General features: G+C 70.8%; 21 protein-coding genes, 1 tRNA gene and 1 pseudogene. 8 read left to right on the top strand and 15 right to left on the bottom strand.

Features of this window, described 5'->3' with window-relative positions; genetic code table 11:
• Nucleotides 1-101: 101 nt before the first annotated feature.
• The gene (gene trhA / locus KIF24_RS30090; protein WP_221086906.1) at nt 102-779 is read left to right on the top strand and encodes a PAQR family membrane homeostasis protein TrhA; all 678 of its coding nucleotides are present in this window, start codon (nt 102-104) and stop codon (nt 777-779) included.
• Nucleotides 780-842: 63 nt separating this feature from the next.
• On the opposite strand, the gene KIF24_RS30085 is transcribed toward trhA, so the two are convergent.
• Nucleotides 843-1124: a DUF6458 family protein gene (locus KIF24_RS30085; RefSeq protein ID WP_221087625.1), complete on the bottom strand. Its 282-nt coding sequence runs from the start codon at nt 1122-1124 to the stop codon at nt 843-845.
• A 114-nt stretch (nt 1125-1238) separates the two neighbouring features.
• Between KIF24_RS30085 and KIF24_RS30080 the strand changes: the two genes are divergently transcribed.
• Entirely contained in the window at nt 1239-1778 is a 540-nt protein-coding gene (locus KIF24_RS30080) for a SixA phosphatase family protein (RefSeq protein ID WP_230415979.1), read from the top strand.
• Nucleotides 1779-1814: 36 nt separating this feature from the next.
• Here KIF24_RS30080 and KIF24_RS30075 read toward each other — a convergent pair whose 3' ends face one another.
• Both KIF24_RS30075 and KIF24_RS30070 read right to left on the bottom strand, forming a co-directional pair.
• Complete coding sequence (locus KIF24_RS30075) at nt 1815-2084, bottom strand: DUF6458 family protein (RefSeq protein ID WP_221086904.1); 270 nt, start codon at nt 2082-2084, stop codon at nt 1815-1817.
• Nucleotides 2085-2141: 57 nt separating this feature from the next.
• Nucleotides 2142-4148 (bottom strand): glycosyltransferase family 2 protein, encoded by a 2007-nt coding sequence (locus KIF24_RS30070; RefSeq protein ID WP_331461329.1) that lies wholly within the window; start codon nt 4146-4148, stop codon nt 2142-2144.
• Nucleotides 4149-4290: 142 nt separating this feature from the next.
• On the opposite strand from KIF24_RS30070, the gene KIF24_RS30065 reads away from it, so the two are divergent.
• Nucleotides 4291-5349 carry a glycoside hydrolase family 6 protein gene (locus KIF24_RS30065; RefSeq protein WP_331461328.1) on the top strand — a complete coding sequence of 353 codons (1059 nt, stop codon included), beginning with the start codon at nt 4291-4293 and terminating at the stop codon, nt 5347-5349.
• Between the two features lie 18 nt (nt 5350-5367).
• Here KIF24_RS30065 and glxA read toward each other — a convergent pair whose 3' ends face one another.
• The 4 genes and pseudogenes from glxA to KIF24_RS30045 all read right to left on the bottom strand — a co-directional run bounded on the left by glxA (nt 5368) and on the right by KIF24_RS30045 (nt 11360).
• A complete protein-coding gene (gene glxA / locus KIF24_RS30060) occupies nt 5368-7362 on the bottom strand; it encodes a radical copper oxidase GlxA (RefSeq protein WP_221086901.1) in 1995 nt (664 codons plus the stop codon).
• Between the two features lie 115 nt (nt 7363-7477).
• Nucleotides 7478-9334, bottom strand: coding sequence for an acyl-CoA dehydrogenase (locus KIF24_RS30055; protein WP_221086900.1), 1857 nt, complete (start codon nt 9332-9334; stop codon nt 7478-7480).
• A gap of 160 nt (nt 9335-9494) precedes the next feature.
• A pseudogene (locus KIF24_RS30050) lies at nt 9495-10621 on the bottom strand (PP2C family protein-serine/threonine phosphatase).
• Nucleotides 10622-10721: 100 nt separating this feature from the next.
• The gene (locus KIF24_RS30045) at nt 10722-11360 is read right to left on the bottom strand and encodes a septal ring lytic transglycosylase RlpA family protein (protein ID WP_221086899.1); all 639 of its coding nucleotides are present in this window, start codon (nt 11358-11360) and stop codon (nt 10722-10724) included.
• Nucleotides 11361-11540: 180 nt separating this feature from the next.
• Here KIF24_RS30045 and KIF24_RS30040 point away from each other — a divergent pair, with 180 nt between their 5' ends.
• Entirely contained in the window at nt 11541-12092 is a 552-nt protein-coding gene (locus KIF24_RS30040; protein WP_221086898.1) for a phosphoribosyltransferase family protein, read from the top strand.
• A 27-nt stretch (nt 12093-12119) separates the two neighbouring features.
• Here KIF24_RS30040 and KIF24_RS30035 read toward each other — a convergent pair whose 3' ends face one another.
• A complete protein-coding gene (locus KIF24_RS30035; protein ID WP_221086897.1) occupies nt 12120-12635 on the bottom strand; it encodes an alpha/beta fold hydrolase in 516 nt (171 codons plus the stop codon).
• A 92-nt stretch (nt 12636-12727) separates the two neighbouring features.
• Here KIF24_RS30035 and KIF24_RS30030 point away from each other — a divergent pair, with 92 nt between their 5' ends.
• On the top strand, nt 12728-13159 hold the full coding sequence (locus KIF24_RS30030; RefSeq protein WP_221086896.1) for an ASCH domain-containing protein: 432 nt from the start codon (nt 12728-12730) through the stop codon (nt 13157-13159).
• A 31-nt stretch (nt 13160-13190) separates the two neighbouring features.
• Here KIF24_RS30030 and KIF24_RS30025 read toward each other — a convergent pair whose 3' ends face one another.
• Nucleotides 13191-14069, bottom strand: coding sequence for an LLM class flavin-dependent oxidoreductase (locus tag KIF24_RS30025; RefSeq protein ID WP_221086895.1), 879 nt, complete (start codon nt 14067-14069; stop codon nt 13191-13193).
• Between the two features lie 169 nt (nt 14070-14238).
• Nucleotides 14239-14312, bottom strand: a tRNA-Gly gene (locus tag KIF24_RS30020).
• A gap of 188 nt (nt 14313-14500) precedes the next feature.
• Between KIF24_RS30020 and KIF24_RS30015 the strand changes: the two genes are divergently transcribed.
• Entirely contained in the window at nt 14501-15499 is a 999-nt protein-coding gene (locus tag KIF24_RS30015; protein WP_221086894.1) for a zinc metalloprotease, read from the top strand.
• Nucleotides 15500-15621: 122 nt separating this feature from the next.
• Here KIF24_RS30015 and KIF24_RS30010 read toward each other — a convergent pair whose 3' ends face one another.
• On the bottom strand, nt 15622-16179 hold the full coding sequence (locus KIF24_RS30010; RefSeq protein WP_221086893.1) for a pyridoxamine 5'-phosphate oxidase family protein: 558 nt from the start codon (nt 16177-16179) through the stop codon (nt 15622-15624).
• Nucleotides 16180-16256: 77 nt separating this feature from the next.
• On the opposite strand from KIF24_RS30010, the gene dcd reads away from it, so the two are divergent.
• Nucleotides 16257-16835, top strand: coding sequence for a dCTP deaminase (gene dcd, locus KIF24_RS30005; protein ID WP_221086892.1), 579 nt, complete (start codon nt 16257-16259; stop codon nt 16833-16835).
• A 72-nt stretch (nt 16836-16907) separates the two neighbouring features.
• On the opposite strand, the gene KIF24_RS30000 is transcribed toward dcd, so the two are convergent.
• The 4 genes from KIF24_RS30000 to KIF24_RS29985 all read right to left on the bottom strand — a co-directional run bounded on the left by KIF24_RS30000 (nt 16908) and on the right by KIF24_RS29985 (nt 22199).
• The gene (locus tag KIF24_RS30000) at nt 16908-17909 is read right to left on the bottom strand and encodes an NlpC/P60 family protein (RefSeq protein WP_230415978.1); all 1002 of its coding nucleotides are present in this window, start codon (nt 17907-17909) and stop codon (nt 16908-16910) included.
• A 289-nt stretch (nt 17910-18198) separates the two neighbouring features.
• Nucleotides 18199-19209, bottom strand: coding sequence for a C40 family peptidase (locus KIF24_RS29995; protein ID WP_221087623.1), 1011 nt, complete (start codon nt 19207-19209; stop codon nt 18199-18201).
• A 253-nt stretch (nt 19210-19462) separates the two neighbouring features.
• Nucleotides 19463-21658, bottom strand: a complete 2196-nt coding sequence (locus KIF24_RS29990; RefSeq protein ID WP_221086890.1) for a (Fe-S)-binding protein — start codon at nt 21656-21658, stop codon at nt 19463-19465.
• A gap of 277 nt (nt 21659-21935) precedes the next feature.
• Complete coding sequence (locus KIF24_RS29985; RefSeq protein WP_221086889.1) at nt 21936-22199, bottom strand: cell division protein CrgA; 264 nt, start codon at nt 22197-22199, stop codon at nt 21936-21938.
• A 225-nt stretch (nt 22200-22424) separates the two neighbouring features.
• Between KIF24_RS29985 and KIF24_RS29980 the strand changes: the two genes are divergently transcribed.
• Nucleotides 22425-23225, top strand: coding sequence for a DUF881 domain-containing protein (locus KIF24_RS29980; protein WP_221086888.1), 801 nt, complete (start codon nt 22425-22427; stop codon nt 23223-23225).
• Nucleotides 23226-23859 lie beyond the last annotated feature (634 nt).

Below are 23859 nucleotides of genomic sequence, written 5' to 3'. Positions count from 1 at the left end.
CATCATCCCGGCCCGGCGGACGTGTTCGCGTCGTCCGCTGGTCGGACGGCGTGACCAGTTACACTACCCGAAGGTAACCTACGCTGCCGTAACCTAAGGGCGTGACCACCTCAGCACGCCCCCGGCTCAAGCCGGTCGACATCGGGAAACCCCGGATGCGCGGCTGGCTGCACACGTACGCGTTCTTCGTCGCCCTGGTCTGCGGCATCGTGCTCTGCTCGATCGCCGCCACCCGTCCCGGCTGGACCCCCCTGATCAGCTCCGCCGTCTACAGCCTCACCGTCTGCGGACTGTTCGGCACCAGCGCGCTCTACCACCGTCGGGTGTGGTCGGCGCGCGGCTTCGCGGTCATGCGCCGGATGGACCATTCGATGATCTTCCTGTTCATCGCCGGCACGTACACGCCCTTCTGCCTGCTGCTGCTGGAGACCCGCGACGCCGTGATAATGCTGTCGGTGGTCTGGGGCGGCGCACTGGCCGGCGTGGCGCTCAAGCTGGTCTGGCCGCACGCGTCCCGCTGGGTCTCCGCGCCGCTCTACCTGGCCCTCGGCTGGGTGTCGGTGGCGATGCTGCCCGACATCCTCCACCAGGGCGGAGTGACTCCGTTGGTGCTGCTCGCCGTGGGCGGCGCCGTCTACACGGTCGGCGCGGTCTTCTACGCGCTGCGGCGCCCCGATCCGTGGCCCAACGTCTTCGGCCACCACGAGTTCTTCCACGCCTGCACGCTGGTCGCCGCGATCTGCCACCACATCGCCATCTACTTCGCACTGTTCGCCTGACCCGGCCGGCACGACGGTGGGGGTGGTGCGTGCACCACCCCCGCGCCGGCCGTTCGCCGAAGGTCAGACGGGGGGACCGGGCCGGCGCACCTCGCGGTACTCCTGCACCACCCGGTCGTCCTGCACCGGCACGGTACGGTCGGCGACCACCCGCTCCTCGCGCACCGGGGCGACCGTGCGCCGACGCGAGTTCCAGAAGTAGAGGGTCACGATCAGGCCGGCGACGCCCGCGAGCATCAACACCCAACCGACGACGCTCAGGTCGAGCCAGCCGACCTCCGCCTCCACCGCGAACGCGAAGATCGCACCCAGCGCGATCAGGAAAATACTGCCACCGATGCCCATCATCGTCTCCTTGGCTATCGAAGCTGGCATTCCACTCCGCCGCGGCCACCGATGAGGTTGCGGCACCGAGGGACTACCCCGGCACGGAGAACTCCAATCGGGCAAGCTGGGGGCATGACGGACACCCCGGTCGACGAACGGACGCTCGTGCTGTTGCGACACGCCAAGGCCGAACAGCCCACAGCGGACGGCCCGGATGCGGAACGTCCGCTTGTCGCGCGGGGGCGGGCCGACGCCGCGGCAGCCGGCGCCTGGCTCGCCCGGCACGGGCTGCTGCCGGAGGTGGTGCTCTGCTCCGCGGCCCTGCGCACCCGGCAGACCTGGCACGACGTCGAGATGGGAATGACCGGTTCGGCGCCGGAGAGCGGTCCCGCCGGCCCGGTACCGGTCGTCCGTTATGAACCGGATGCGTACGAGGCGCACCCGGAGGATCTACTGACCCTGGTCAAGCGGGTGGAGCCGACGGTCGCGACGGTTCTGCTGATCGCCCACAACCCGGGCATCTCACTGCTGTCCGAACTGCTCGATCCGCTGCACGCCGACCCGGCCGGGCTGCGGACCAGCGGCTTGGTGGTGCATCGCGTCCCGGTGCCCTGGGCGGCACTGGCCGGCGGGGCGGCCGGCGTCGGCGCCCGGCACACCGCCCGCGGCTGAGCCCGGCACACCGGCTCGGCCAGGTCGGGTGGCCGGTCAGCTCGGCGGCGCGGTCGGCGGTGGCGGGTCGGGAGGCGGCGGCATCATCGCGGTGGGATGCGAGAGCCGGTTCTCCTCCACGATCAGCGTCCGTGCCCGTTTACGGCGGTCCTGCCAGAACCAGAGCGTGGTGAGCAGGACGGTCAGTCCGGCCAGGATGAAGACCCAGCCGACCGCCCGCAGGTCGACCCACCAGACGTTGGCCCGGATGGCGAAGGTCAGGATCGCGCCGATCGCGATCAGGAAGATCCCACTACCAATGCCCATGTGCGCGGCACTCCCCCGTGCGGTTGCTCTGGGCGTACTCGGACTGGCCGGCGACGATTACCCGCCAGCCGTGGGGTTACCCGCACCGCCGCCCGGCGAACTCCCCGGCCGGCCCCTACCCTCCGTGTCGTGCGTCCAGATCCGCTCGACGGCAGGGGGGCCGGCCTGCCGGACAACCTGGTTGGGCCGGGGGCCGGCGGGGTCGTCCGGCCGCTGCTCGCGGGCCAGCCGACTGGCCAGATGCGCGTCGCGGAGCACGCGGGGGATTTCCATGGTGATGTCACCGACCCGGTCCGGGGTGCGCACCTCCCGGATCGGCGCGGGTCCGTCGGTCGCCGCGGCCGGCGCGGCAGCGGTCATCCGGAGATCCCGCCGCCACAGTGCGATCGGGGCCAGGCAGATCAGCAGGGCGACGACCGGCCAGAGCAACGCCGCGGGGCTGGCGTAGCCACGGACGAACGCGACGACGATCGCCGCGGCCAGCACCGCCAGCCATCCCAGATGGGCCCGGAACGTGTGAAGCCCGTCGCTGCTGCTGTGCGCCCCCTTCGGGGTGACCACGAACCGGGCCGGCCGGCGCAGCAGCGTGCTGACCAGCTGCCCGGCGTAGATCGGCGCCGAAATGATCGACATCAGCATGCCCTTGAGCCCACGGGAGCCGGGTGGCTCGTACGGGCTGACGTTGTACTGCCGGTTGTACAGGTAGAGCCAGAGGGAGAACGCGGTGGCGTCGGTGTACAGCGCGAACCAGAGCTGCGGGGAGATGGTCATGCCGGTGACCCCGAGGGCCAGGAACAGCAGCGCGTTGACGATGCCGAGCAACCAGGCGATCGCCATCGACGGGTAGAACGTGGTGATCAGCGTGTAGTGCAGCATGCCGCCGACGGAGAGCCGGGGAAAGCGTAGCCAGTAGCGGCCGAACAGCAGCTCGAAGGTCCCCCGGGACCATCGGCGTTGCTGCGAGAAGTAGTCGCTCCAACTGGACGGACCGTCACCCGCGGAGAGTACGTCGGGGGTGTAGACCGACTTCCACCGCCGGCCGGTGGCGCGATTGCGGGTGGTGTGCACGGCCAACCCCGTCGCCATGTCCTCGGTGATCGAGTCGCTGAGGCCACCGATGTCGCGCAGCGCGCGGATCCGGATCGCGTTGTTGGTGCCGACCAGCATCGACGTGCCGTACGAGTTGGCCGCCCGCTGGATCACGCTGTGGAACGGGAACTGTTGCGACTCGGCAGCGCGGGTGACGAAGGCCTCGCCGTTCTTGTAGCACTGCGGACCGACGACGTAGGCGACGTCCGGGTCACGGAAGTAGCCGAGAATCCGCTCGGCGAAGTTGGCCAGCGGCACATGGTCGGGGTCGACCGAGAGGAACACGTCGTACGCGTCGCCGTGTGCGTCGACCCAGGCGTTGTAGTTGCCGTGCTTGGTCCTGGCCCGGAACGGGCCGCGCGGCTGGTTGTAGTTCGCCGCGCCCTTGCGGGTGAAATGCCGGATACCCAGTCCCGCGCACATCGCCTTGACGTCGGGGTCGTCGCCCTCGTCGAGCAGCCAGACGTCGAACACCCCGCGATGGCGGATCCGGGTGGCGGCGCGCAGCGTGTCCCGCACCACCGCGATCGGCTCCTTGCTCGGCACGATGGTGGTGAGGAAGGCGACCTTCAGCCTGGGCGGTGGTGTCACCGGAATCGGGTCCCGGGCGATGACCGAGGCGAGCGACAACGACAGGACGTTGATCAGCCGTAACGCCTCGACGGCGAGGATCGAGCAGATGACGAAGACGTTGGCGACCCGGGCCAGCTCGGCGACCGGCCCCGGATTGGTGTCGGCGAGGTGCCCGGGCTGTAGCAGCCAGATGAGGAAGACGACCTCGAAGCAGATGTTCGCCAACGCGATGCCGGCCGCGGTGACGATCCGCCGGTTCCCCGTCACCCGGTGCATGCTGCGGTACCGCACCCGATAGGGCTGGCCGTCCGGCGGCTCGGTCAACGGGCCGGCGATCCTGCTGAACGCTTCGAGACGAGCCCAGGATCGCCCATACACCGGAATGTCCAGGGAATCGGTCACCGGTAACAGCCCTGCCATCCTGCTCGCATTGCCGCCGACACCACGCCCTGGTCGACGGTTCTGCGCGATCGTACGGCACCGCCGTTACCGGCTGGTTGAGCTAGTCTCGGCGATGCGCTACGCCCGCGACGGAGGACGAACGGTGTTGTTTTCGCTGCCCCGCTGGTCGGTGCTCGCCCTGCCCACGGTAGCGCTCCTGCTGGTTTCGGCTGGTTGTGGACGACCGGAGGCCCGACCGGCCCCCGATTCGACTCCGGAGCCGGGCACCGCGACGAGCGCGGGACCGACCCGCTCGGGTGACGCGCCGGTGAGGCTGGCGGGCGCGAAACTCTTCGTCGACCCCACCGGTGCCGCAGCCGAACAGGTCACCGCGTGGGAGAACGCCGGCCGCACCGACGACGCCGACCGGATCCGGCGGATCAGCGAGCAGCCGGCGGCAGTCTGGATCACCGACCCCACGGCGCAGGTGCAGTCGGCGGTCGACGCGGTGCTGACCCGGGCCGCCGGATCCGGCGGGATGCCGGTGCTGGTGGCCTATCACATCCCGGGCCGCGACTGCGGCAGCTTCAGCGGTGGCGGTGCACCGGACGGCGACGACTACCGGACGTGGATCCGCAACTTCGCCGCCGGCATCGGCAGCCGGCCGGTGACGGTGATCGTCGAACCGGACGCGGTGGCCCACAGCCTGGACGACTGTGCCGACGGCGACGACCGGCTGGCGCTGCTGGCCGACGCGGTCGCCGTCCTCAAGCAGACCGGCACCGCCCAGGTCTACCTCGACGCCGGCCACCCCCGCTGGGTCCGGGACGTGTCCCGGCTGTCGAGGGCGCTGCGTGCGGCCGGGATCGAGCAGGCCGACGGCTTCACGCTCAACGTCTCGAACTTCATCCGTACGTCGGAGAACGTCGACTACGGCCGGCGGTTGTCCGACGCGCTCGGCGGTCGTACCCGGTTCGTCGTCGACACCAGCCGCAACGGTGCCGGGCCGGTAGAGCGGGCGACCGTCGACGGCGGTCCGGCCTGGTGCAACCCGCCGGGTCGCCGGCTCGGTGCGGCGCCGACCACGTCGGCCGGTCTGGACCGCGTCGACGCGCTGTTGTGGATCAAACGGCCGGGCGAGTCCGACGGTGCCTGCCGGCCCGGCGAGCCGCCGGCCGGCCGGTGGTGGTCCGACTACGCCCTCCGGTTGGCCGGCGACTGACGCCGGGACGCCGACGGGTCAGGACACCATCACCGGTACGCCGATCGACGGGACCCCGTCGCTGTCGACGGCGAACAACAGGTACGGCCCGGAGAGCAGCACGCCGGCCTTGCGCGGCATGGTCAGCTCCAGCTGGCCCGCCTCGGCGGTGAACTCGACCGCCACCGAGCGCTGCTCGTTGTTGAGCATGTGGGTGGCGGCGCCGGGCCGGATCAGTCGCAGCCTGTCGATGCGGGCCGCGTCCGCGGTGGTGATGCTGACCTTCTCACCCCGCTTGACCTCCGGCGGCACGGTGCCGAGCCGGGGGCGGTCGCCGCGGAACAGGTACGGCGGCGAGAACAGCTCCAGCCGCTGCTCGAATTCGCCGCTGATGCTGTTCTTGGCATCGCGGAACAGCGGGTCGGAGCCGACGGTGAGCACCCGCCCGTCGGGCAGCAGCAGCGCCGCCGCGTGGTAGTTGCGGCCGACCCGCGGGTCGGCGGCGACAGTGAGGGTGTCGGAATCCGGGTGGTAGATCCGTGCGGTGTGGTTGTCGCTGGCGCTTCGGCCCCGGTAGTCGTTGGACCCGTTGGTGATCAGGGTGGTGTCGTCCGGCAACTGCACCAGGTTGGGGTAGCGGGTGCCCTCCGGCAGATCCGGGCCGGGGGTGAACCGCGGCTCGGGGCCGTCCAGGTCGATGATGTCGATCCGCTCGGTGGACAGCTCGGACTCACCGACGCCACCCCCGCCGACGACCATGATCCGCTGGTCCTGGACCGGGCCGATCCAGGCACTCATGCTGGTCTCCAGCTGGTCGGTGTCGCGCAACCCTTCGACCTGGGTGAACGTGTTGTCGCCGAGGTCCCAGAAGCCGGGGTCTCGGCCCTGCTCCTCCGGTCCGTAGCCGGCGTTGGAGCCGCTGTAGAACAGCCGATCCCGCACGGCGGTCTGGAACAGGCTGGGATAGGTCGGGAAGTAGCGTTCCAGGTCGGGCCGCGACGTCCAGCTCCGGGTGGCCGGGTCGTAGATCTCGTTCTGCGTGCCGTCGAGGATCCGGCCGCTGCCGTCGAGACCGGACACGGTCAGCACCCGCCCGTCGGGCAACCCGGTCAGCGTCGGGTACCAGCGCTTCTCGAACATGTCGTCGACCCGTTCGTAGCGCTCGGTCCACGGGTTGAACTCGAACGCGTCGGCCAGACCCTGGTAGTCCTGTTTGTCCATGGTGATGGCCTCGGCGAGGCCGTAGATGTTCTCCGCGTCGGTGCCGACCAGGGCGTTCAACCGGTACTGGGTCTGCCGGTCGACGACGTACTCGTCGCCGAAGCCGGCGGCGTCGACCCAGATCGCGGTCTCGCTGGCGGTGACGGTGACCCGTTCGGCGGGGTGGTCGGCGTCGGCGTGGCCCGGATCGTGGTCGGGATCCCCGGGCTCGATCCGCTCGACCGTCTTGGTGGCCGGCGGGATCACGAAGTCCTCGCCGGCGGTGTAGCGCCGGCCGTCGGGCGCGACGAACTCGGTGCCCTTGACGAAGCTGCGCGGACCGCCGTCGGGGGACTCGTTCTTGACCACCATGGTGCCGCCGGCACGTTTGACGTCCTCTTCGAGGACCTCGTAACGCTGGGTGCCGCCGGCGACGAGCAGGTTACCGTCGGGCAGGAACGCGTGGCCGGAGCAGAACAGGTCCACCGGGGTGTCGACCAGTTCGGTGGCGTTGGTCGCCGGGTCGAACAGCAGCGTGCGGAACGTGCCGGCTTCGAACTGGTCGCGAACGTTGCCCGACCCGGCGACCAGCAGGACCTTGCCGGTGGGCAGCAGTGCCGCGTGGATGGCGTTGACCCGCCGGTCTTCCGGCAGTTCGAGAATCTGCCAGGAACCGTGCTCCCGTTGATACTCCACACTGTTGATCTTGCGCTCGTGCAACCAGTTGCTCGAGAAGTCGTACAGTGGCGGGACATTGGCGGTGAGCAGGATCGATACGCCGACCACCGGGAGCAGCACGCGCTGCCGCAGGGTCTGACCGGTTGGCCACTTCACGCCGTGCAGACTAGCGCCCCGAGCACCCGGCGGTCATCGGCCCCGATCACCGACCACCGGCGGGCCGGGGCGGCCGACGGACCGAAGCCCACCGGCCGCCCGGCTGCCGGTCGGGTCAGAACGCCTCCTCCGGGAGGTCCATGATGTCCAGGTCGGCGCCCTCGATGATCCGCCGGTCGGCGCCGATGCGGGGCAGCACCTCGCGGGCGAAGAACCGGGCCGCGGCCACCTTCCCGGTGTAGAACGCCTGGTCGGCGGCCGACACCTCGCCGGCCAGCGCCTTCAGCGCCACGTCGGCCTGCCTCTGCAACAGCCAGCCGACCACCAGGTCGCCGAGCGCCAGCAGGAACCGCCGGCTGCCCAGCCCGACCTTGTAGACGGCCCGGGTGTCACCGCTGCCCACCTCGCCCAGCCACCCGGTCATCACGCCGAGAATGCTCTGGATCTCGGCGAGCGCCTTGCCGAGCGCCTGACGCTCCTCCTTGAGCTGACCGTTGCCCGCCTCGGTGGCGATGAACTCCTGGATCTCACCGGCCACCGCCATCAGCGCCTTGCCGTTGTCCCGGACGATCTTCCGGAAGATCAGGTCGAGGCTCTGGATCGCCGTGGTGCCCTCGTACAGGGTGTCGATCTTGGCGTCCCGGACGTACTGCTCCAGCGGGTAGTCCTGGAGGAAGCCGGAGCCGCCGAAGGTCTGTAGCGACTCGTGCCCGAGCAGCTCGTAGGCCCGCTCGGAGCCGACCCCCTTGACCAGCGGGAGGAGCAGGTCGTTGACCCGCTTGGCCAGCCTGGTGGCCTTCTCGTCGCCGGCCGCCTCGGCGATGGCGATCTTGTCCTGCCAGGAGGCGGTGTAGAGGACCAGGGCCCGCAGGCCCTCGGCGTACGACTTCTGCAACAGCAGCGAGCGGCGCACGTCCGGGTGCGCGGTGATGGTCACCCGGGGGGCGCTCTTGTCCGTCATCTGGGTCAGGTCGGCGCCCTGCGCCCGGTTCCTGGCGTACTCCAGGGCGTTCAGGTAACCGGTGGAGAGGGTGGCGATCGCCTTGGTGCCGACCATCATCCGGGCATACTCGATGATCATGAACATCTGCCGGATGCCGTCGTGCTTCTCGCCGAGCAGCCAGCCCCTGGCCGGTACGCCGTGCTCGCCGAAGGTCACCTCGCAGGTGTTGGAGACCTTCAGCCCCATCTTGTGCTCGACGTTGGTGGCGAAGACGCCGTTGCGCTCGCCCAACTCGCCGGTGCTCTCGTCGAAGTGGTACTTCGGCACGACGAAGAGCGACAGGCCCTTTGTGCCCGGGCCGCCCACGCCCGCCACGCCGACCGGCCGGGCCAGCACGTAGTGGACGATGTTGTCGGTCAGGTCGTGCTCACCCGAGGTGATGAAGCGCTTGACACCCTCGATGTGCCAGGAGCCGTCCGGCTGCGGGATCGCGCGGGTACGCCCGGCGCCGACGTCCGAGCCGGCGTCCGGCTCGGTCAGCACCATCGTCGAGCCCCACTGCCGATCGATGAAGAGCTTGGCCCACTTCTTCTGCCGCTCGGTGCCCTCGACGTGCAGCACGTGCGCGAAGGACGGGCCGGAGGCGTACATCCAGACCGGGGCGTTCGAGCCGAGCACCAGCTCGGCGAGCGCCCACCACAGCGCCCGGGGGGCGTTGGTGCCGTCCAGTTCCGGCGGCAGGTCCAGGCGCCAGAACTCGGACTCCATGAACGCCCGGTACGACTTCTTGAACGACTCCGGCAGCGGCGCGGTGTGCGTGGTCGGGTCGAAGACCGGTGGGTTGCGATCGCTGTCCTGGTAGCTGGTGGCCAGGTCACCCCGAGCCAGCCGGTCGACCTCGGCGAGGAAGCTCCGCGCGGTGTCGATGTCGAGGTCGGAGTACGGCTCCTGGCCGAACGCCCGGTCCGCCCCGAACACCTCGAACAGGTTGAATTCGAGGTCCCGAAGGTTGCTCTTGTAGTGGGTCATGTCGCTGGCCCCGCTTCCGGACAGGTGTTACCGATCAGTAACCCTGACTGTATTACTCGCGGGTAGACACCGACAAGCCACCCCGGGAAGTGACAGCGATCACACACCTGCGGTTCAGGTTCCGGTCAGCCGGGGTCGCGGGCACCGGACAGCGCGGGCCTCACCCCTCGGCCGCGCCGACCTCCCAGCTCGGCACCGGCACGGTCGCACCGCCCGGCGAGCCCGTGTACTCCATCAGGACCAGCGCGATGTCGTCGTCCAGCCGGCCGTGCACCCATTCGACCAGGGCGGTCTCCAGCGAGGCGAGACCGTCGCCCACGGTGCCGTGCCCGAGCAGCCGCCAGGCACGGTCGGCGGTGGGGAAGAACTCGCCGTCCCGCCGCGCCTCACCGAGCCCGTCGGTGAACAGCAGCAACCGGTCGCCCGGCTCCAGCCGTTCCACCCGCGGCCGGACCGCCGGCTTGAAACCCAGCGGAGGCGCCGGTGCCGGCGGTTCGAGGGGAATCACCGCACCCCGGCGCAGCAGCAGCGGCGCCGGATGTCCACAGTTGACGATGGTGAGGGTGCCGCCCCGCTCCTCCACCAGTGCCGCCGTGACGAAGTCCTCGTCGCCGACGTTACGGGCCACCGCCCGATCCAGGTCCGTCACCACGGCACGCAGGTCGGCCCGCTCGTACGCGACGTGCCGGTACGAACCAAGCACGATGCTCGCCAACCGGACCGCCTCCAGGCCCTTGCCGCGCACGTCACCGATGATCATTCGTACACCGTACGGAGTGTCGATCGCCTCGTAGAGGTCACCGCCGATCTCCGCGGTGGCGGTCGACGAGATGTACCGCCCGGCCACCGACAGCGCGCCCACCCGGGGGCCGAGCGGACGCAGCACCGCCTGCTGCGCCACCGTCGCGAGTCTCGACAGCTCGGCGATCTGCTCCGCCTGCCGTTCCCGCACCGCCGCCACCGCCGCCGCGATGCCGGTGCCCAGCACGATGCCGACCACTGCGACGGCCGTGGAGAGCGTCACGGTCCGTTCGGCCATGGCGAAGGCCGCTCCGAGCACCGAGGTCGCGGTGCCGACGCCGAGCACGATGCGCCAGGACGCGAGTGCCGCGGCCAGGAACGGGGCGGCCACCATCAGCGCGATGTAGTTCGCCGTGCGACCGTCCGCCAGCTCGACCGCCGAGACGATCGCGAGCAGCACGAGGGCCGCGCCGAGGCCGGCGCGGGATCCGGGCTCAGCGGGCCGCGGCCCGGCTGGAGGAGTTGTGTGCGTACATCCGACAGCATGCCCGATGGATGGGGGTGAAAGAACGACCCTGGCTCGTCGGACGAAACGGTTCTGGCCGCGAGGAGCGCGGCCCGGAGCCGACCACCGCGCGACACGGGCTCAGCCCAGCACCTCGTACCGGACCTCGACGTGGCCGAGGTCGAGCGAGGCGATCTCGGCGAACGCGGCCCGCGACAGGTCCAGGCAGCGGCCGTCGATGAACGGGCCGCGGTCGTTGATCCGGACGGTGACCGACTTCCCGTTGGTCGGGTTGGTCACCCGGACCCTGGTGTCGAAGGGCAGCGTCTTGTGCGCGGCCGTCAACTCCTCGGGGTTGAACGTCTCGCCGTTGGCGGTCAGCTGCCCCTGCGAGTAGAACGACGCGCCACACGAGCCGGTGTCGACCACCGGCCGGGCCGTCGTCTTCTTGGCCGTCGTCTTCTTGGCCGTCGGCTTCGGCGTCGGGCTGGCCGTACGTTGCTTGCTGCGGGACGGCGCCTGCGTGGTGCGGATCGGCGTCGGACTCGCCGTGGCCGTCGGCGAGGCGCCGGCACTGCCGCTCGGCGACGCCGTCGGCGAGCCGGCGCCGTCCAGGGTGGGCGAGAGGTCGATCGCGGCCGGCCGGGCCGGCTCCGAACCGGCGGTCAGCCGGACGGCGCCGACGGTGCCCCCGACGGCGAGGGCGACGGCGACCACCGCGCTGGCCGTCAACCCGGCCGGCGAGGTGATCCTGCGGGTACGGGAGTGCCTACCAACCACCGGCCCGGTCCTTTCCTCGGCGCATCAAATCGGGTCGGACCATAACGAGAGAAGCACTTCCGAAGTCAACGTGATCATGTTGGTATGATCGGAATTAGGGTGATACGTGAAGCTGATCATCCGATTCGCCGTGGGCCGGGCGGCCCGGTGCTCGCCGTCGCGCTGGCGCAGGATGGTGACATGCCCGCTGAGCTGAGGAATCGCCTGGTCGAGCTGTTCGCGTGGATCGATCCGGGACCGGGCGCCAGCCACCTGGTCAGCGACGTCTCCGGCTGGTGGCGTGACCCCGGCACGCTCGCCGCCCTGGGGCCCGCGCTGGTCGGACCGTTCCGGGCGGCCCGGCCCACGGTGGTCGTCGCACCGGCCGTCACCGGGTTCCTCCTCGGGCCGCTGGCGGCCACCGCCCTCGGCGTGGGATTCGTGCCGGCGCACAAGCCCGGCGACGGACGGCTGCCCGCCGGACCACTGACCTGGGCGCAGAGCCCGCCCGACTTCCGCGGACGGCAGGTCCACCTCGCCGTCCGCGACCGGCACCTCGGTCCGGGCGACCGGGTGCTGGTGGTGGACGACTGGGTGGCCACCGCCGCCCAGGTTCGCGCCCTCTACGACATCTGTGCGGCCCGGGGCGCCGAGCCGGTCGGCACCGCCGCCGTGGTGGTCGACTGTCCACCGGCCGTGGCCGACGAACTGCGCATCACCGGCCTGCTGACCGGCGCGCAACTGCCCGCCTGACCGGGAAACTGCCCGCCTGACCGGGAATCAGCGGACGAAGTCCTCCACCACGGTGCAGACCTGCCCGAGGGCCTCCGCGGAGCGGGCCAACGGACCGGGCACCATCAGCGCGTGGTCGCCGGCCGGGATCTCCAGCACGTGTGGCGTCAGCCGCCGCGCGACCGAGCCGTCCCAGGACGAGTCGGCGGCGCCGCCGACCAGCATGAACGGCGCGGTGGCCCGCCGCAGCGCATCGATCACCTCGCCGCGGTGCAGCGCCGGGGTCAGCCAGACGGCCGGCAGCCCGCGAGCGGCAGCCAGCGGCGCGGCGAGGGTGCCGAGCGACTTGCCGACCAACAGGTCGGTCCGCTCGGTCAACGTCGGGGCCACCTGGTCGCAGACCCAATTGCCGATGGTGTCGACGTCGAAGTCGTCCGGCACCTGCCAGGAGATCCCGTGCAGCCCGAAACCGGCCCGGCGCAGCGCCTCACCCAGATAGAGGAAGAGCGGGTACCGGGTGTCGTACCCGCGTCCCGGAATGAGCACCGCACGTCGGTCCGCCATGGACGTCTCCTTGTCGTCGAGCATCGACCGTACCCTCCCGGGAGGGCGTTGGGACGCTGGAGCGCCACCGACCGGGCGGTAGCCTCGGCACCATGTGGCCACGAATCGGCGGACTCCGAGCGCTCGCCCTCGGCACTCCCGGGGAGCTGCGGGCGAACCTCAACACCCTCGTGCTGGCCGGGGTGAAGACCGCAACCGCCGGCCTGCGCGCCGAGTACGCCGACGAGGGCGAGGAGTTGGAGCAGGTCGGTGAGCGTTTGGCCCTCGTCGACGACCAGGACGCCCTGGTGGGCGTCGTCGAGGTGACGGGTGTCGAGGTGACCCGCTTCGCCACGGTCCCATGGGATTTCGCCCGCTCCGAGGGAGAGGGCGACCGCTCGATCGAGGAGTGGCGCGCCGGCCACGCCGCCTACTGGACCCGCGTCGGCACCCCGGTCACCGAGGACACCGAGATCGTCTGCGTACGCTTCCGGCTGGTCTCCGCCGGCGACGGCGGCGTCGCCACCGGCGACCTCGGCAGCTGAGCCGACCCGCCCGGAGGACGGCGCCGCAGGTTCAGCCGCGCAGTTCGGGCAGCAGGCGGGTGGCGACGTCCACCAGGACCGCCTCGTCACCGGCGTACCAGCTGCTCTCCCGGGGCCAGTGCGTGATCACGTCGGTGAAGCCCAGCTGCGCCGCGCGGCCGACCTGGTCGGCGAAGAACTGCGCGCTGCTCAGCGAGAAGACCGGCGCCGAGTCCAGCGAGAGGTAGCGGTCCAGACTGGCCGGGTCACGCCCCTGCGCCGCGAGGATCGCGTCGAGCCGGGCCACCAGCTCGGCCACCGCCGCCCACCAGTCGTCCAGGTCGTCGACGCCGGGGCCGGTGGTCACCCAACCCTGCCCGAACCGGGCCGCGAGCCGCATCGACCGGGCCCCGTTGGCGGCCACCACAAACGGCACCCGGGGACGCTGGACGCAGCCCGGATCGCTCCGCGCATCCACCGCCGCGAACCACTCACCCCGCCACGTCGTCCCGTCCTGCCGCAGAATCGCGTCGAGCAGCCCGGTGAACTCGGCGAACCGGTCCACCCGCTGCCGTGGAGGTAGCGTCTCGCCGCCGAGCACCGCCGAGTCGAACCCGATCCCGCCCGCACCCAGCCCGAGCAGCACCCGCCCGCCCGAGATGTCGTCGAGCGCGGTCACCTGCCGGGCGAAGGCCGCCGGATGCCGGAAGTTCGGCGACGCCACGAGCGTGCCCAGCCGGATCCGGGAGGCCACGGTCGCGGCGGCGGTCAGCGTCGTCATCGAGTCGAACCAGGGACCATCCACCAGGTCGCGCCAGCCCAGGTGGTCGTACGTCCAGGCGTGGTCGAAGCCCCAGTCGTCGGCCTGCCGCCAACGGTGCCGCGCCACCGACCAGCGCTGATCGGGCAGGATCACGATGCCAATCCGCATGATCGCCAGCGTACGGGGACCGGCCCGCGCCGGCCCGGCCAGGCGGCCAGCCACGGATGGTGCGGTGCCGGGAGCCCGAGGCGCACAAGCCGCGGTGCGAGTGCCCGGCTCACGAAGCGGTCATGCGCGAAGCCCAGGTCGGGGACGTGTCCTGGCCTGGGCTTCATGCTGGAGCGGGTGACGGGAATCGAACCCGCACTGTCAGCTTGGGAAGCTGATGTTCTGCCATTGAACTACACCCGCAAGCGGGACCACTGTACCTGAGCCACCGCAGCGGTGCACCCAGGCACCCGGACCAGGGGGTGGCAAGAAGTTTCATCACCGCAACATATGTCTATGTTCAGATCTATCGATGGGTTGTAACGTCTGCCCCACGTTTTCCGCACGACGCGACACAACCCCCGGTCGCGTCGCCAGAAAGAGGTGGGCTTATGGGACTGCGTCCCGTCCTGCTGAACCGGCATGTCGCCGGCCTCGCATCGACGTCGTTGGCCTTGGTGCTCGGTGCGGCCACGGTCGGCCTGCTGCCGGCCGCCACCACGACCGCGGGCCCGGCCGCGGCCTCCGTCGCCGACGAGGTGTGTGAGGATCCGACGGGCACGGCGGCCCGGGTCCGCGGCGATGCCGTCGTGAAGCACGACCCCAACGAGCTGACCATCGCGCAGGTTCACCAGCGCGAGGCCGAGTTCGCCGACCTGCTCCAGGAGCGGGCCAAGCGGGTCGGGCAGCGCACGCTGAACGCCCAGGCCGCCGCGGCCTCGGTCACCATTCCGGTCGTGGCGCACGTGATCCGCAAGAACACCACCCGGTCCGGCGGGAACATCCCCGACTCGATGATCCAGTCGCAGATCAACGTGTTGAACCAGTCGTTCAGCGGGGCGACCGGTGGCGCGTCCACCGCATTCGCGTTCCAGCTACAGAGCATCAACCGGGTCACCAACACCTCGTGGTATCCGATCCGGCAGGGCTCGACGGCCGAGCGGCAGATGAAGACCCAACTGCGACAGGGCACCAAGGGCACGCTGAACATCTACTTCGGCGCGCTGAGCAACGGCCTGCTCGGCTGGGCGACGTTCCCGCAGAACACCCTGAACGTGATGGACGGCGTGGTCGTGCTGAGCGAGTCACTGCCCGGCGGCACCGCCACCAACTACAACCAGGGTGACACCGGCACCCACGAGGTCGGCCACTGGCTGAACCTCTACCACACCTTCCAGGGTGGCTGCTCGGGCAGCGGTGACAGCGTCTCCGACACACCGGCCGAGGCGTCACCGGCCTACCAGTGCCCGACCGGCCGGAACACCTGCTCCAGCACGGGCCTCGACCCGATCACCAACTTCATGGACTACACCTACGACACCTGCATGTACCAGTTCACGTCGGGCCAGGCGACCCGCATGATCAACGCCTGGAACACCTATCGGGCCTAGTACGGTGTCCAGGAACGTTGGCGTTGTCGCGGCGAGGCCCGGTAAACGTTTCTGGCCACCGCACTAGCGGACGTACGACCGGACCGGTGCCGGCCCCGTCGACGGGGCCGGCACCGGCGCGCTCAGGCCGCGCGGCGGTGGTGCCGCCCGGGTCGGGCGGGGGCCGATGCGGCCATCGGGCGGACGGCTTCCGGGGTGACGGCTTCCGGGGTGACGGCGGACGGGTCGAGCCAGACCTGGACGGCCGGGCGGGCGGCTGGCTCTCCGGCACCGGCATGCTCGCGCCGGGCGAGCATCGCCACGTCGACGGTGAACTCGAACAACCGCCAGTCGGCGTGTGGCGCGGCCCGCGCGGCGAGGGCCAGGCGGGCCACCGTGGCGTCGTCGGTGACGGGCCGGGCCCGGCCTGCGACGTACGCCTCGTCGTCACTCTCCTCCGGTGGGAACGAGTGCAGCGCGTAACGACCGTCGCGTTCCAGGTCGCGCCGCTTCGGCGAGTCGATCACGAAGCAGAAGAGACCGTCGTCGGCGATCACGGGGGAGACCGGGTGCACCCGGGGCCCGCCGTCGGCGCGGACCGTGGCCAGGTAGCCGAAGCCCGGGCCGTACTGCTGCATCAGAAGGCGGATCCCGTCGGCGAGTCGGGGCTCGTCGGCGGCGAATTCGGACCAGGAAGCCATGCCGACATCCTATCGAACACACGTTCGAAGCGGGTAGCCCGACACGCAGGTCGCATACCGGCAGCTATGGTGTGGCGATGCTGCTCTCCGACCGGGACCTGGTCTCCGAGATCAAGGCGGGCACCCTGGCGCTCGAGCCGTTCGAGCCCACCCTGGTGCAGCCCTCCAGCATCGACGTACGCCTGGACAAGCTGTTCCAGGTCTTCAACAACCACCTCTACACCCACATCGACCCGGCCACCCAGCAGGACGACCTGACCTCGGCGGTCGAGGTCCCCGACGGCCAGGCGTTCGTGCTGCACCCGGGTGAGTTCGTGCTCGCCTCCACGCTGGAGGTCATCTCGCTGGGCGACCAGCTCGCCGGCCGGCTGGAAGGCAAGTCGAGCCTGGGGCGGCTCGGTCTGCTCACCCACTCCACCGCCGGCTTCATCGACCCCGGCTTCTCCGGTCACGTCACCCTGGAGCTGTCAAACGTCGCCAACCTGCCGATCACCCTCTGGCCCGGCATGAAGATCGGTCAGCTCTGCATCTTCCGGCTCTCCTCGCCGGCCGAGCACCCGTACGGCTCGGTCGTCTACGGCTCGCGCTACCAGGGTCAGCGCGGCCCGACGCCGAGCCGTGCCTGGCAGAGCTGGCGCACCTGGCCCACCCGCTGACGCCCGGGCTGCCGGCCGCACCACCGGCCCGCGCCCGCGCCGGAGCAGGCCCGACGTGCTGCGCCCGACGCCTCAGCCGGGCCGGCCGAAGCTGTGCACGGGGCTGCTGTCCAGCTGCTTCATCTTCACCGGCTGGCCGGCGCGGGAGGCGTGCACCACCCAGCCACCGCCGACGTACATGCCGATATGGTGCAGATCCCGGTAGTAGAAGACGAGATCCCCGGCGCGCAGCGCACCCCGGCTGACCGACGCGGTGACCCGGCGCTGCCGCGCCGCGTTGTGCGGCAGCGCCACTCCGGCCCGCGCCCACGCCGCCAGGGTCAACCCGGAGCAGTCGTAGGCGTTCGGCCCCTCGGCGCCCCACGAGTACGGCTTGCCGATCTGGGCGCAGGCGAAGGTCACCGCCGCTCCGGCCGGCCCGCCCGGGTAACTGGCCGGGCAGGGCGCCGGCCGCAGTGGGCCGCCGGCTCCCTTGTCGTACGCCCGCAGCCGCACCCGCTGCAACCGGTCGATCTCGGCGTCGATCTGCCGGCGCCGATCCGCGAGTTCGGCCTCGGCGCGGGCCAACTCGTCGATGGTGCGGTCCAGCCCGGCCCGGGCGGCGGCGAGTTCGTCACGCAGTTCGCTCGCGTGCCGCACGTCCTGCTGCTGGTAACGGGCGTACCGGTCGAGCAGGCCGAGCTGCTCGACGACCTCGCCCGGCGACCGGCTGCCCAGCAGGGTGTTGACGGCGCGCACCTGTTCACCCCTGTACGCCCGGGCGGCCAGCGCACCGACCCGGTCCATCGCCTCGTCCACCTGACGTTGCAGCGGCGCGATCCGGGCGGTCAGGGCGTCGGCCGTCCGCCGGTGGACGGCCAGGTCCTGCCGGGTGGCGTTGTGCCGTTCGATGACGGGTTCGAGCCGGTTCCAGTCCTCGTCGATCTGGCGCTCGATGTCGGCGACCGTCGGGTCGGCCCGGGCCGCTGTCGCACCGCCGGTCAGGATCACGGCGATCGCGGCCAGCGCGGCCAGGGGGCGTCTGGTGCAGCGGTACCAGCGAAGACGCGGTGCAGCCGTCGATCGGCCGGGCATCGCCGGCCGTTGCGACGGTGGCCGCGGGGCTTGGTGTGCCACCGGGCTCGGTTCTCCCTCTCTCCGTACCGCCTACCGGGTTAGCTGACGGACCGTCACCACCCCGGCTGGGCGGATCGACCTACGGGCCAACGATTGACCAGCGTAGAGACGACCTGCGTCGATACGCAACACATCCGCGCCGTCACTCTCGGTGCTGACATCCGACAACGAGGAGGGCCCCCGGCAACTTGACCGGGGGCCCTCGGACGTTCCTGCTCTACCGCTCAGCGACGCTGGCCGAAGACGGTCAGCCGGGTCGACGGAAGCCGGCGACCGGCATGGTCGTGATGGACGAGACGTTCACCGGTTTGCCGGCGCGGGCGGCGTGCACCATCTGGTTGTTGCCCAGATAGAGCCCGACGTGGTGCAGGTCGCTGAAGAAGAAGACCAGGTCGCCGGGGCGGGCGTCGGAGCGGGAGATGGCCTTGCCCTCGTTCCACTGGGCACCGGTGAAGTGGGTCAGTGAGATGCCGGCGGCCCGGTAGGCGTACTGGGTCAGACCGGAGCAGTCGAACGAGTTCGGCCCGGTGGCACCCCAGACGTACGGCTTGCCGACCTGGTTGCACGCGGTCTTGATGGCGGTCCGGGCCGCCGCGCTGACCACGCCGTTGATGGTCGGGCAGTTGGTGGTCTTCACCGTCGTCACCGGCAGCGCCCGCTCGAGCCGCTTGATCTCGGCGTCGATCTTCTTCTTCTTCGCCGCGAGATCCTTCTCCTGCTTCTCCTGGGCAGCGATCAGCTTGTCGAGCTTGGCCTTCTGGTCGTCGTACTTCTTCCGGATCTTCATGACGCCCTCGAGCTGCCGGCGCTCTGCCGACGCCAGCCGGTCGAGGAATGCCATCTGCTCACCGAGCATGTCCGGACTGGCGTTGAGCAGCAGCGCGCCGAGTTCCTGGGACGGGCCGCTGATGTAGTACCGGGAGGCGAGGTCGGCCACCCGGTTCATCGCCAGCTCGGCCTCCAGGGCCAGCGGCTGGATCTTCTTCTGGAGGTCCTTCGACTTCTTCCGGTTGACCTTCAGCTGCGACCGCACCTTGTTGTACTGCTCGATGGTGGGCTCCAGCACCCGCCACTGCTTGTCGATCTGCGCCTCGATCTCGTCGACCGAGGGCTCGGCGTACGCAGGGGCGGCGAGCAGGCCGGCACCGACCGCGACGGCGGCGACGAGGACGACCAGCCGACGAGCGACCCTGCGCAGGCCGCCCGGACGGGATCGTCCCGCCGCATGACGATGGAGGGGCATGGTTGCCACCGGCAGCGACTCCTTTGCGACCGACCACCGGGCGCCTCGCGAGCGGTAGGGGGCGAGGCAGACGACCTACGGCGGTCGGTGCCTCACATTAGGGAAGGCGCCGTACGGAATCAAGGCGACCAACGGCTCATTCACCTTTGCGCGACTGGACGCACACAAAGGGTGTCGGCCATTCCGTTACAGTTATGCCCTTCAATGCTAAAGCGGACGCGGCGGCATCCGGTGAAGGATGCCGCCGCGCCGTCGCGTACGCCGCCGGTCAGCCGGCCACCGACGCGGCCTCCTCGGTGCCCGTGGCCTGTTCGGGCCGGACGGAGCGGAGCAGGACGCTCGCCACATCGACCACCTCGACCTGCTCGCCGGCGTCCTTACCGTTCACGCCGTCGTTGAGCATCGTGGAGCAGAACGGGCAACCGACGGCGACCGTTCTCGCCCCGGTGGACATGGCCTCCTCGACCCGGTCCACGTTGATCCGCTTGCCGATCCGCTCCTCCATCCACATCCGCGCGCCACCGGCGCCGCAGCAGAAGGAACGCTCGCTGTTGCGGGGCATCTCGGTCAGCTCGCCCTGGATGGCGCTGCCGAGCACCTCGCGCGGCGGGGTGAAGACCCGGTTGTGCCGGCCGAGATAGCACGGGTCGTGGTACGTCACCCCGCCGTCGACCGGCTGCACCGGGGTGAGCCTGCCGGTGGCGACCAGGTGCGCCAGCAACTGGGTGTGGTGCACCACCTCGAACTCGCCGCCGAGCTGGCCGTACTCGTTGCCCAGGGTGTTGAAGCAGTGCGGGCAGGTCGCGACGATCTTGCGCTTGGACCGCTCGCGGCCCTCGAACGCCTCGTTGAGGGTCTCGACGTTCTGCTGGGCGAGCATCTGGAAGACGAACTCGTTCCCGATGCGCCGCGCCGGGTCGCCCGAGCAGGTCTCGCCCTCGCCCAGGATGGCGAACGACACGCCCGCCTCGTGCAGCAGCGTGGCGACGGCCCGGGTGGTCTTCTTGGCCCGGTCCTCGAACGCCCCGGCGCAACCCACCCAGAAGAGGTACTCGAAGTCCTCGACCTCGCCGACACGCGGGACCTCGAAGTCGAGGCCCTTGGTCCAGTCCTCGCGGGTGTTCTGCGGGGCCCCCCACGGGTTGCCCTTGTTCTCCAGGTTGCGCAGCATCACGCCGGCCTCGGAGGGGAAGTTCGACTCGATGAGCACCTGGTAGCGACGCATGTCGACGATGTGGTCGACGTGCTCGATGTCCACCGGGCACTGCTCCACGCAGGCACCGCAGGTGGTGCACGACCAGAGCACGTCGGGGTCGATCACCCCACCGGCCTCGGCGTCGCCGATCAGCGGCTTCTCCGCCTCGGCGAGCGCCAGCACGTCGACGTGGGCAAGCTGCGCGGCGGTCGCCTTCTCCTCGCCGGTGAGGTCCTTGCCACCACCGGCCAGCAGGTAGGGCGCCTTTGCGTAGGCGTGATCCCGCAGGCTGAGCACCAGCAGCTTCGGCGACAGCGGCTTGCCGGTGTTCCACGCCGGGCACTGCGACTGGCAGCGGCCACACTCGGTGCAGGTGCTGAAATCCAGCAGGCCCTTCCAGGTGAACTGCTCGACGTGCGCCACGCCGAACTGATCGGAATCCGGGTCGGCCTCCTCGAAGTCGAGCGGCTTGCCGTCGCTCATCATCGGCCGCAGCGCGCCGAGACCGGAGCCGGCCGCCCCCGGCTCCCGCTTGAAGAAGATGTTGGGGAAGGCGAGGAAGCGGTGCCACGCGACACCCATCGTGACGTTCAGCGCGATCACGATGACCCAGGCCATCGAGATCGAGATCTTGATGAGGGCGGCGACGCTGACGCCGGACTCCCAGCCCGGCAGCACCGAGCCGACCGCGTGGCTCAGCGGCGTGGCCCAGGTCGGATACTCGAAGTGGTCGGTGGCCACCTTGAAGCCGCGGATCAGGAAGCCCATGATCAGCACGGCGAGGACGACCGCCTCGACGAAGTAGCCCTGCCACATCGTGGAGCCGGTGAACCGTGAGCGGCGACCGGCCCGGTTCGGCCGGTTGGCCAACCGGATCGCGATGAGCACCACGATGCCGACCACGCCGAGGATGCCGATCGCCTCGGTGACCAGTCCGTAGAGCGCCCAGCCGCCGATCAGCGGCAGCCCGCCGGTCGGCGAGACCACCTCGAAGTACGCCTCCAGCACCAGCAGCGACAGCACGATGAAGCCGACCATCACGAACCAGTGCGCCGCCCCCACCACGCTCCAGCGGAGCATCCGGGTGTGCCCGGCCGTCTCCGCGAGCATGGTCGTCGTACGGCTGCCCTTGTCGCCGAACCGGGTCGGGTCGGGCCGACCCAGCCGGATCACGGCCGCCATCCGGATGACCGCGCGTACCGCAAGCCACACCGCCACGGCGGTGATGGCGGCCGCGAGGATCGTGGTGACGATCTGGACGCTGCCCATCGAGTTGGCCTCCCGGTCTGCTGCCTGTCGAGCGGCTCGGCGACCGGGCCGGCGGCACGGGCGGTCGACCCATCGCCGCCGCACCTCAACCTGACCGGTCGATGACCTCGCTCCGCTCGGTCATGCAGTGCAGCCTACGCGCAAGGTTACCCAGCAGTAACGTGAGTCTTCTCGCACCCGAGCCACGCCGCCCTGCGGACACCTTAGGAGGCCGCACCGGCGTCCGCTCGGTCGGCCCTGGGCCGACCGCCGGCGGTCGTGGGCGTTGACCTGCGGGTCAGCGCCAGCGGGAGAGCAGGATCAGCGAGGCGACCATCGCCCCGAAGCCCACCGCCAGGTTCCAGTAACCCAGCTCCATGACTGGGTACTCCTGCTCGGAGAGGTAGTAGACCACCAGCCAGCCGATGCCGAAGACGATCAACGACACTGCCGACACCGGCAGCCACATCGGGCTGGGCTTGCGCGTCGCCGCTGTCGCCGTGGGGCGGACGTCCGTCGGCGGGGTGTACACCTTCTTCTTGCGGACCTGAGACTTTGGCACGACGCTCTCCAGAGGGGTTACGACCTCGTCCGGCCTGACAACCGGGCGCGAGGGCGACGGTCCATGGCCAATAATGTTTCGACAGCTAGCGTAGTCCGGAAGGCCCGTCCAATCCACGAATGGGGCCAGCCGGGTGCCAGGCGGCAGCGGGGGCGCCCCGCAGGGCTGCTGCTGCCACCACCGCACCGGGTGGGGCGGAAGCGCTGGGATAAGGGGGAATTGTCCGTGGAGTACACATCCGGCGCCGCGTCGTGGCAGAAGGCGCTGCGACGACTCGTCGCCGGGTTGCTGCCCCGCCGGCCGCAACAGCGGCAGCCGGGCTGGTCCGTCGGCGTACCGTTGATCGCTCTCGCCGCCGGCCTGCTCTTCACCACCGCGGCGACCACCGCCGGCGGCACCGCGCTGCGTGAGGACCGGCGACCCCAGCTCACCGAGCTCATCGAGGACCGCCGCGCCCAGGTGGCGGCGAACGAGGAACGGGCCGCGACGCTGCGCGGAGAGGTCGAGAGCCGCACGGCCGACCTGGCCGACTCCGACGGCCCGATCAAGAAGCAGCAGGAGCGCGCCGACGCCAGCCGGGGGGCGGCCGGCTTCACCGCCCTCACCGGCCCCGGCCTGATCGTCGAGCTCGACGACGCGCCGCAGCTCGGCAGCCTGCCGGAGGGTGCGACCAACGACGACCTGGTCGTCCACCAGGGCGATGTCCAGGCGGTGGTCAACGCCCTGTGGGCCGGCGGCGCCGAGGCGATGTCAATCATGAACGTCCGCGTACTGACGACCAGCGCGGTACGCTGCGTGGGTAACACCCTGCTGCTGCACGGCCGGGTGTACTCCCCACCTTTCAAGATCGTTGCAATTGGCGATCCCGCCGCGCTCCGGCAGGCCCTCGCCGTTTCCGAGGGAGTCCGGTGGTTCAGGGACGCGGTCGACAACTACCAGCTCGGCTACTCCGAGGAAGCCTCGACCGTCACCGTGCCCGCATTCGAGGACTCCACCACTCTGCGATCGGCGACCGTGCCGCAGTGAGGCCCGACAGTGCCGCAGTGAGGCCGCAGTGAGCCAGCAATCTGACGGCCGGCACCGCGACCGGGCCGACGAGCCCACCGCCTTCCTGCCCAAGGTCGAGCGGGCGGATTCCGCCGGCCCCGACACCCGTCCGGCCGGCGCCTGGCCCGATCCGGTCCCGCCCACCCCGTCCGGGCCGCCGCGCTCGCCGTACGGCACCCAGCCGGCGACGCCCCGACGTCCGGCCGACCAGGCAGCGGCCGGCACCCAGCCGACGGAGAGCCAGCGGCCCACGAACTCGGGCCGTTTCGAGGCCACCGAGGCCGCCCAACCCGCCGGCACCACCCGGTGGGACCCCACGGCGGCCCGGACCAGCCGGCCCGGGCCACGGCCGGACCTGCCACCCCGGACGACCGGGACGCGACCGCCGGCGCGGAGAGCGGCGGCGGCCCGGCGGCCGACCGCCGGGGCGGGCGACCCGCCCAGGAGCCGCAGACCCCGGCCGCCGGTCGCTGGGACCCGGCGCCAGCCGCGGATCACCCGGCGAGCCAGTGGGATGCCCCACCGGCCGCGGGCCGCAACGCCAACCAGTGGGACCCGCCGCCCGCCCCGGACCGCAGCGCGAAGCAGTGGGACGCCGCACCAACCCCGGACC

The organism is Micromonospora tarapacensis (assembly GCF_019697375.1).
Taxonomy (GTDB): Bacteria; Actinomycetota; Actinomycetes; order Mycobacteriales; family Micromonosporaceae; genus Micromonospora; species Micromonospora tarapacensis.
This window is presented reverse-complemented; position numbering and strand designations above follow the sequence as displayed.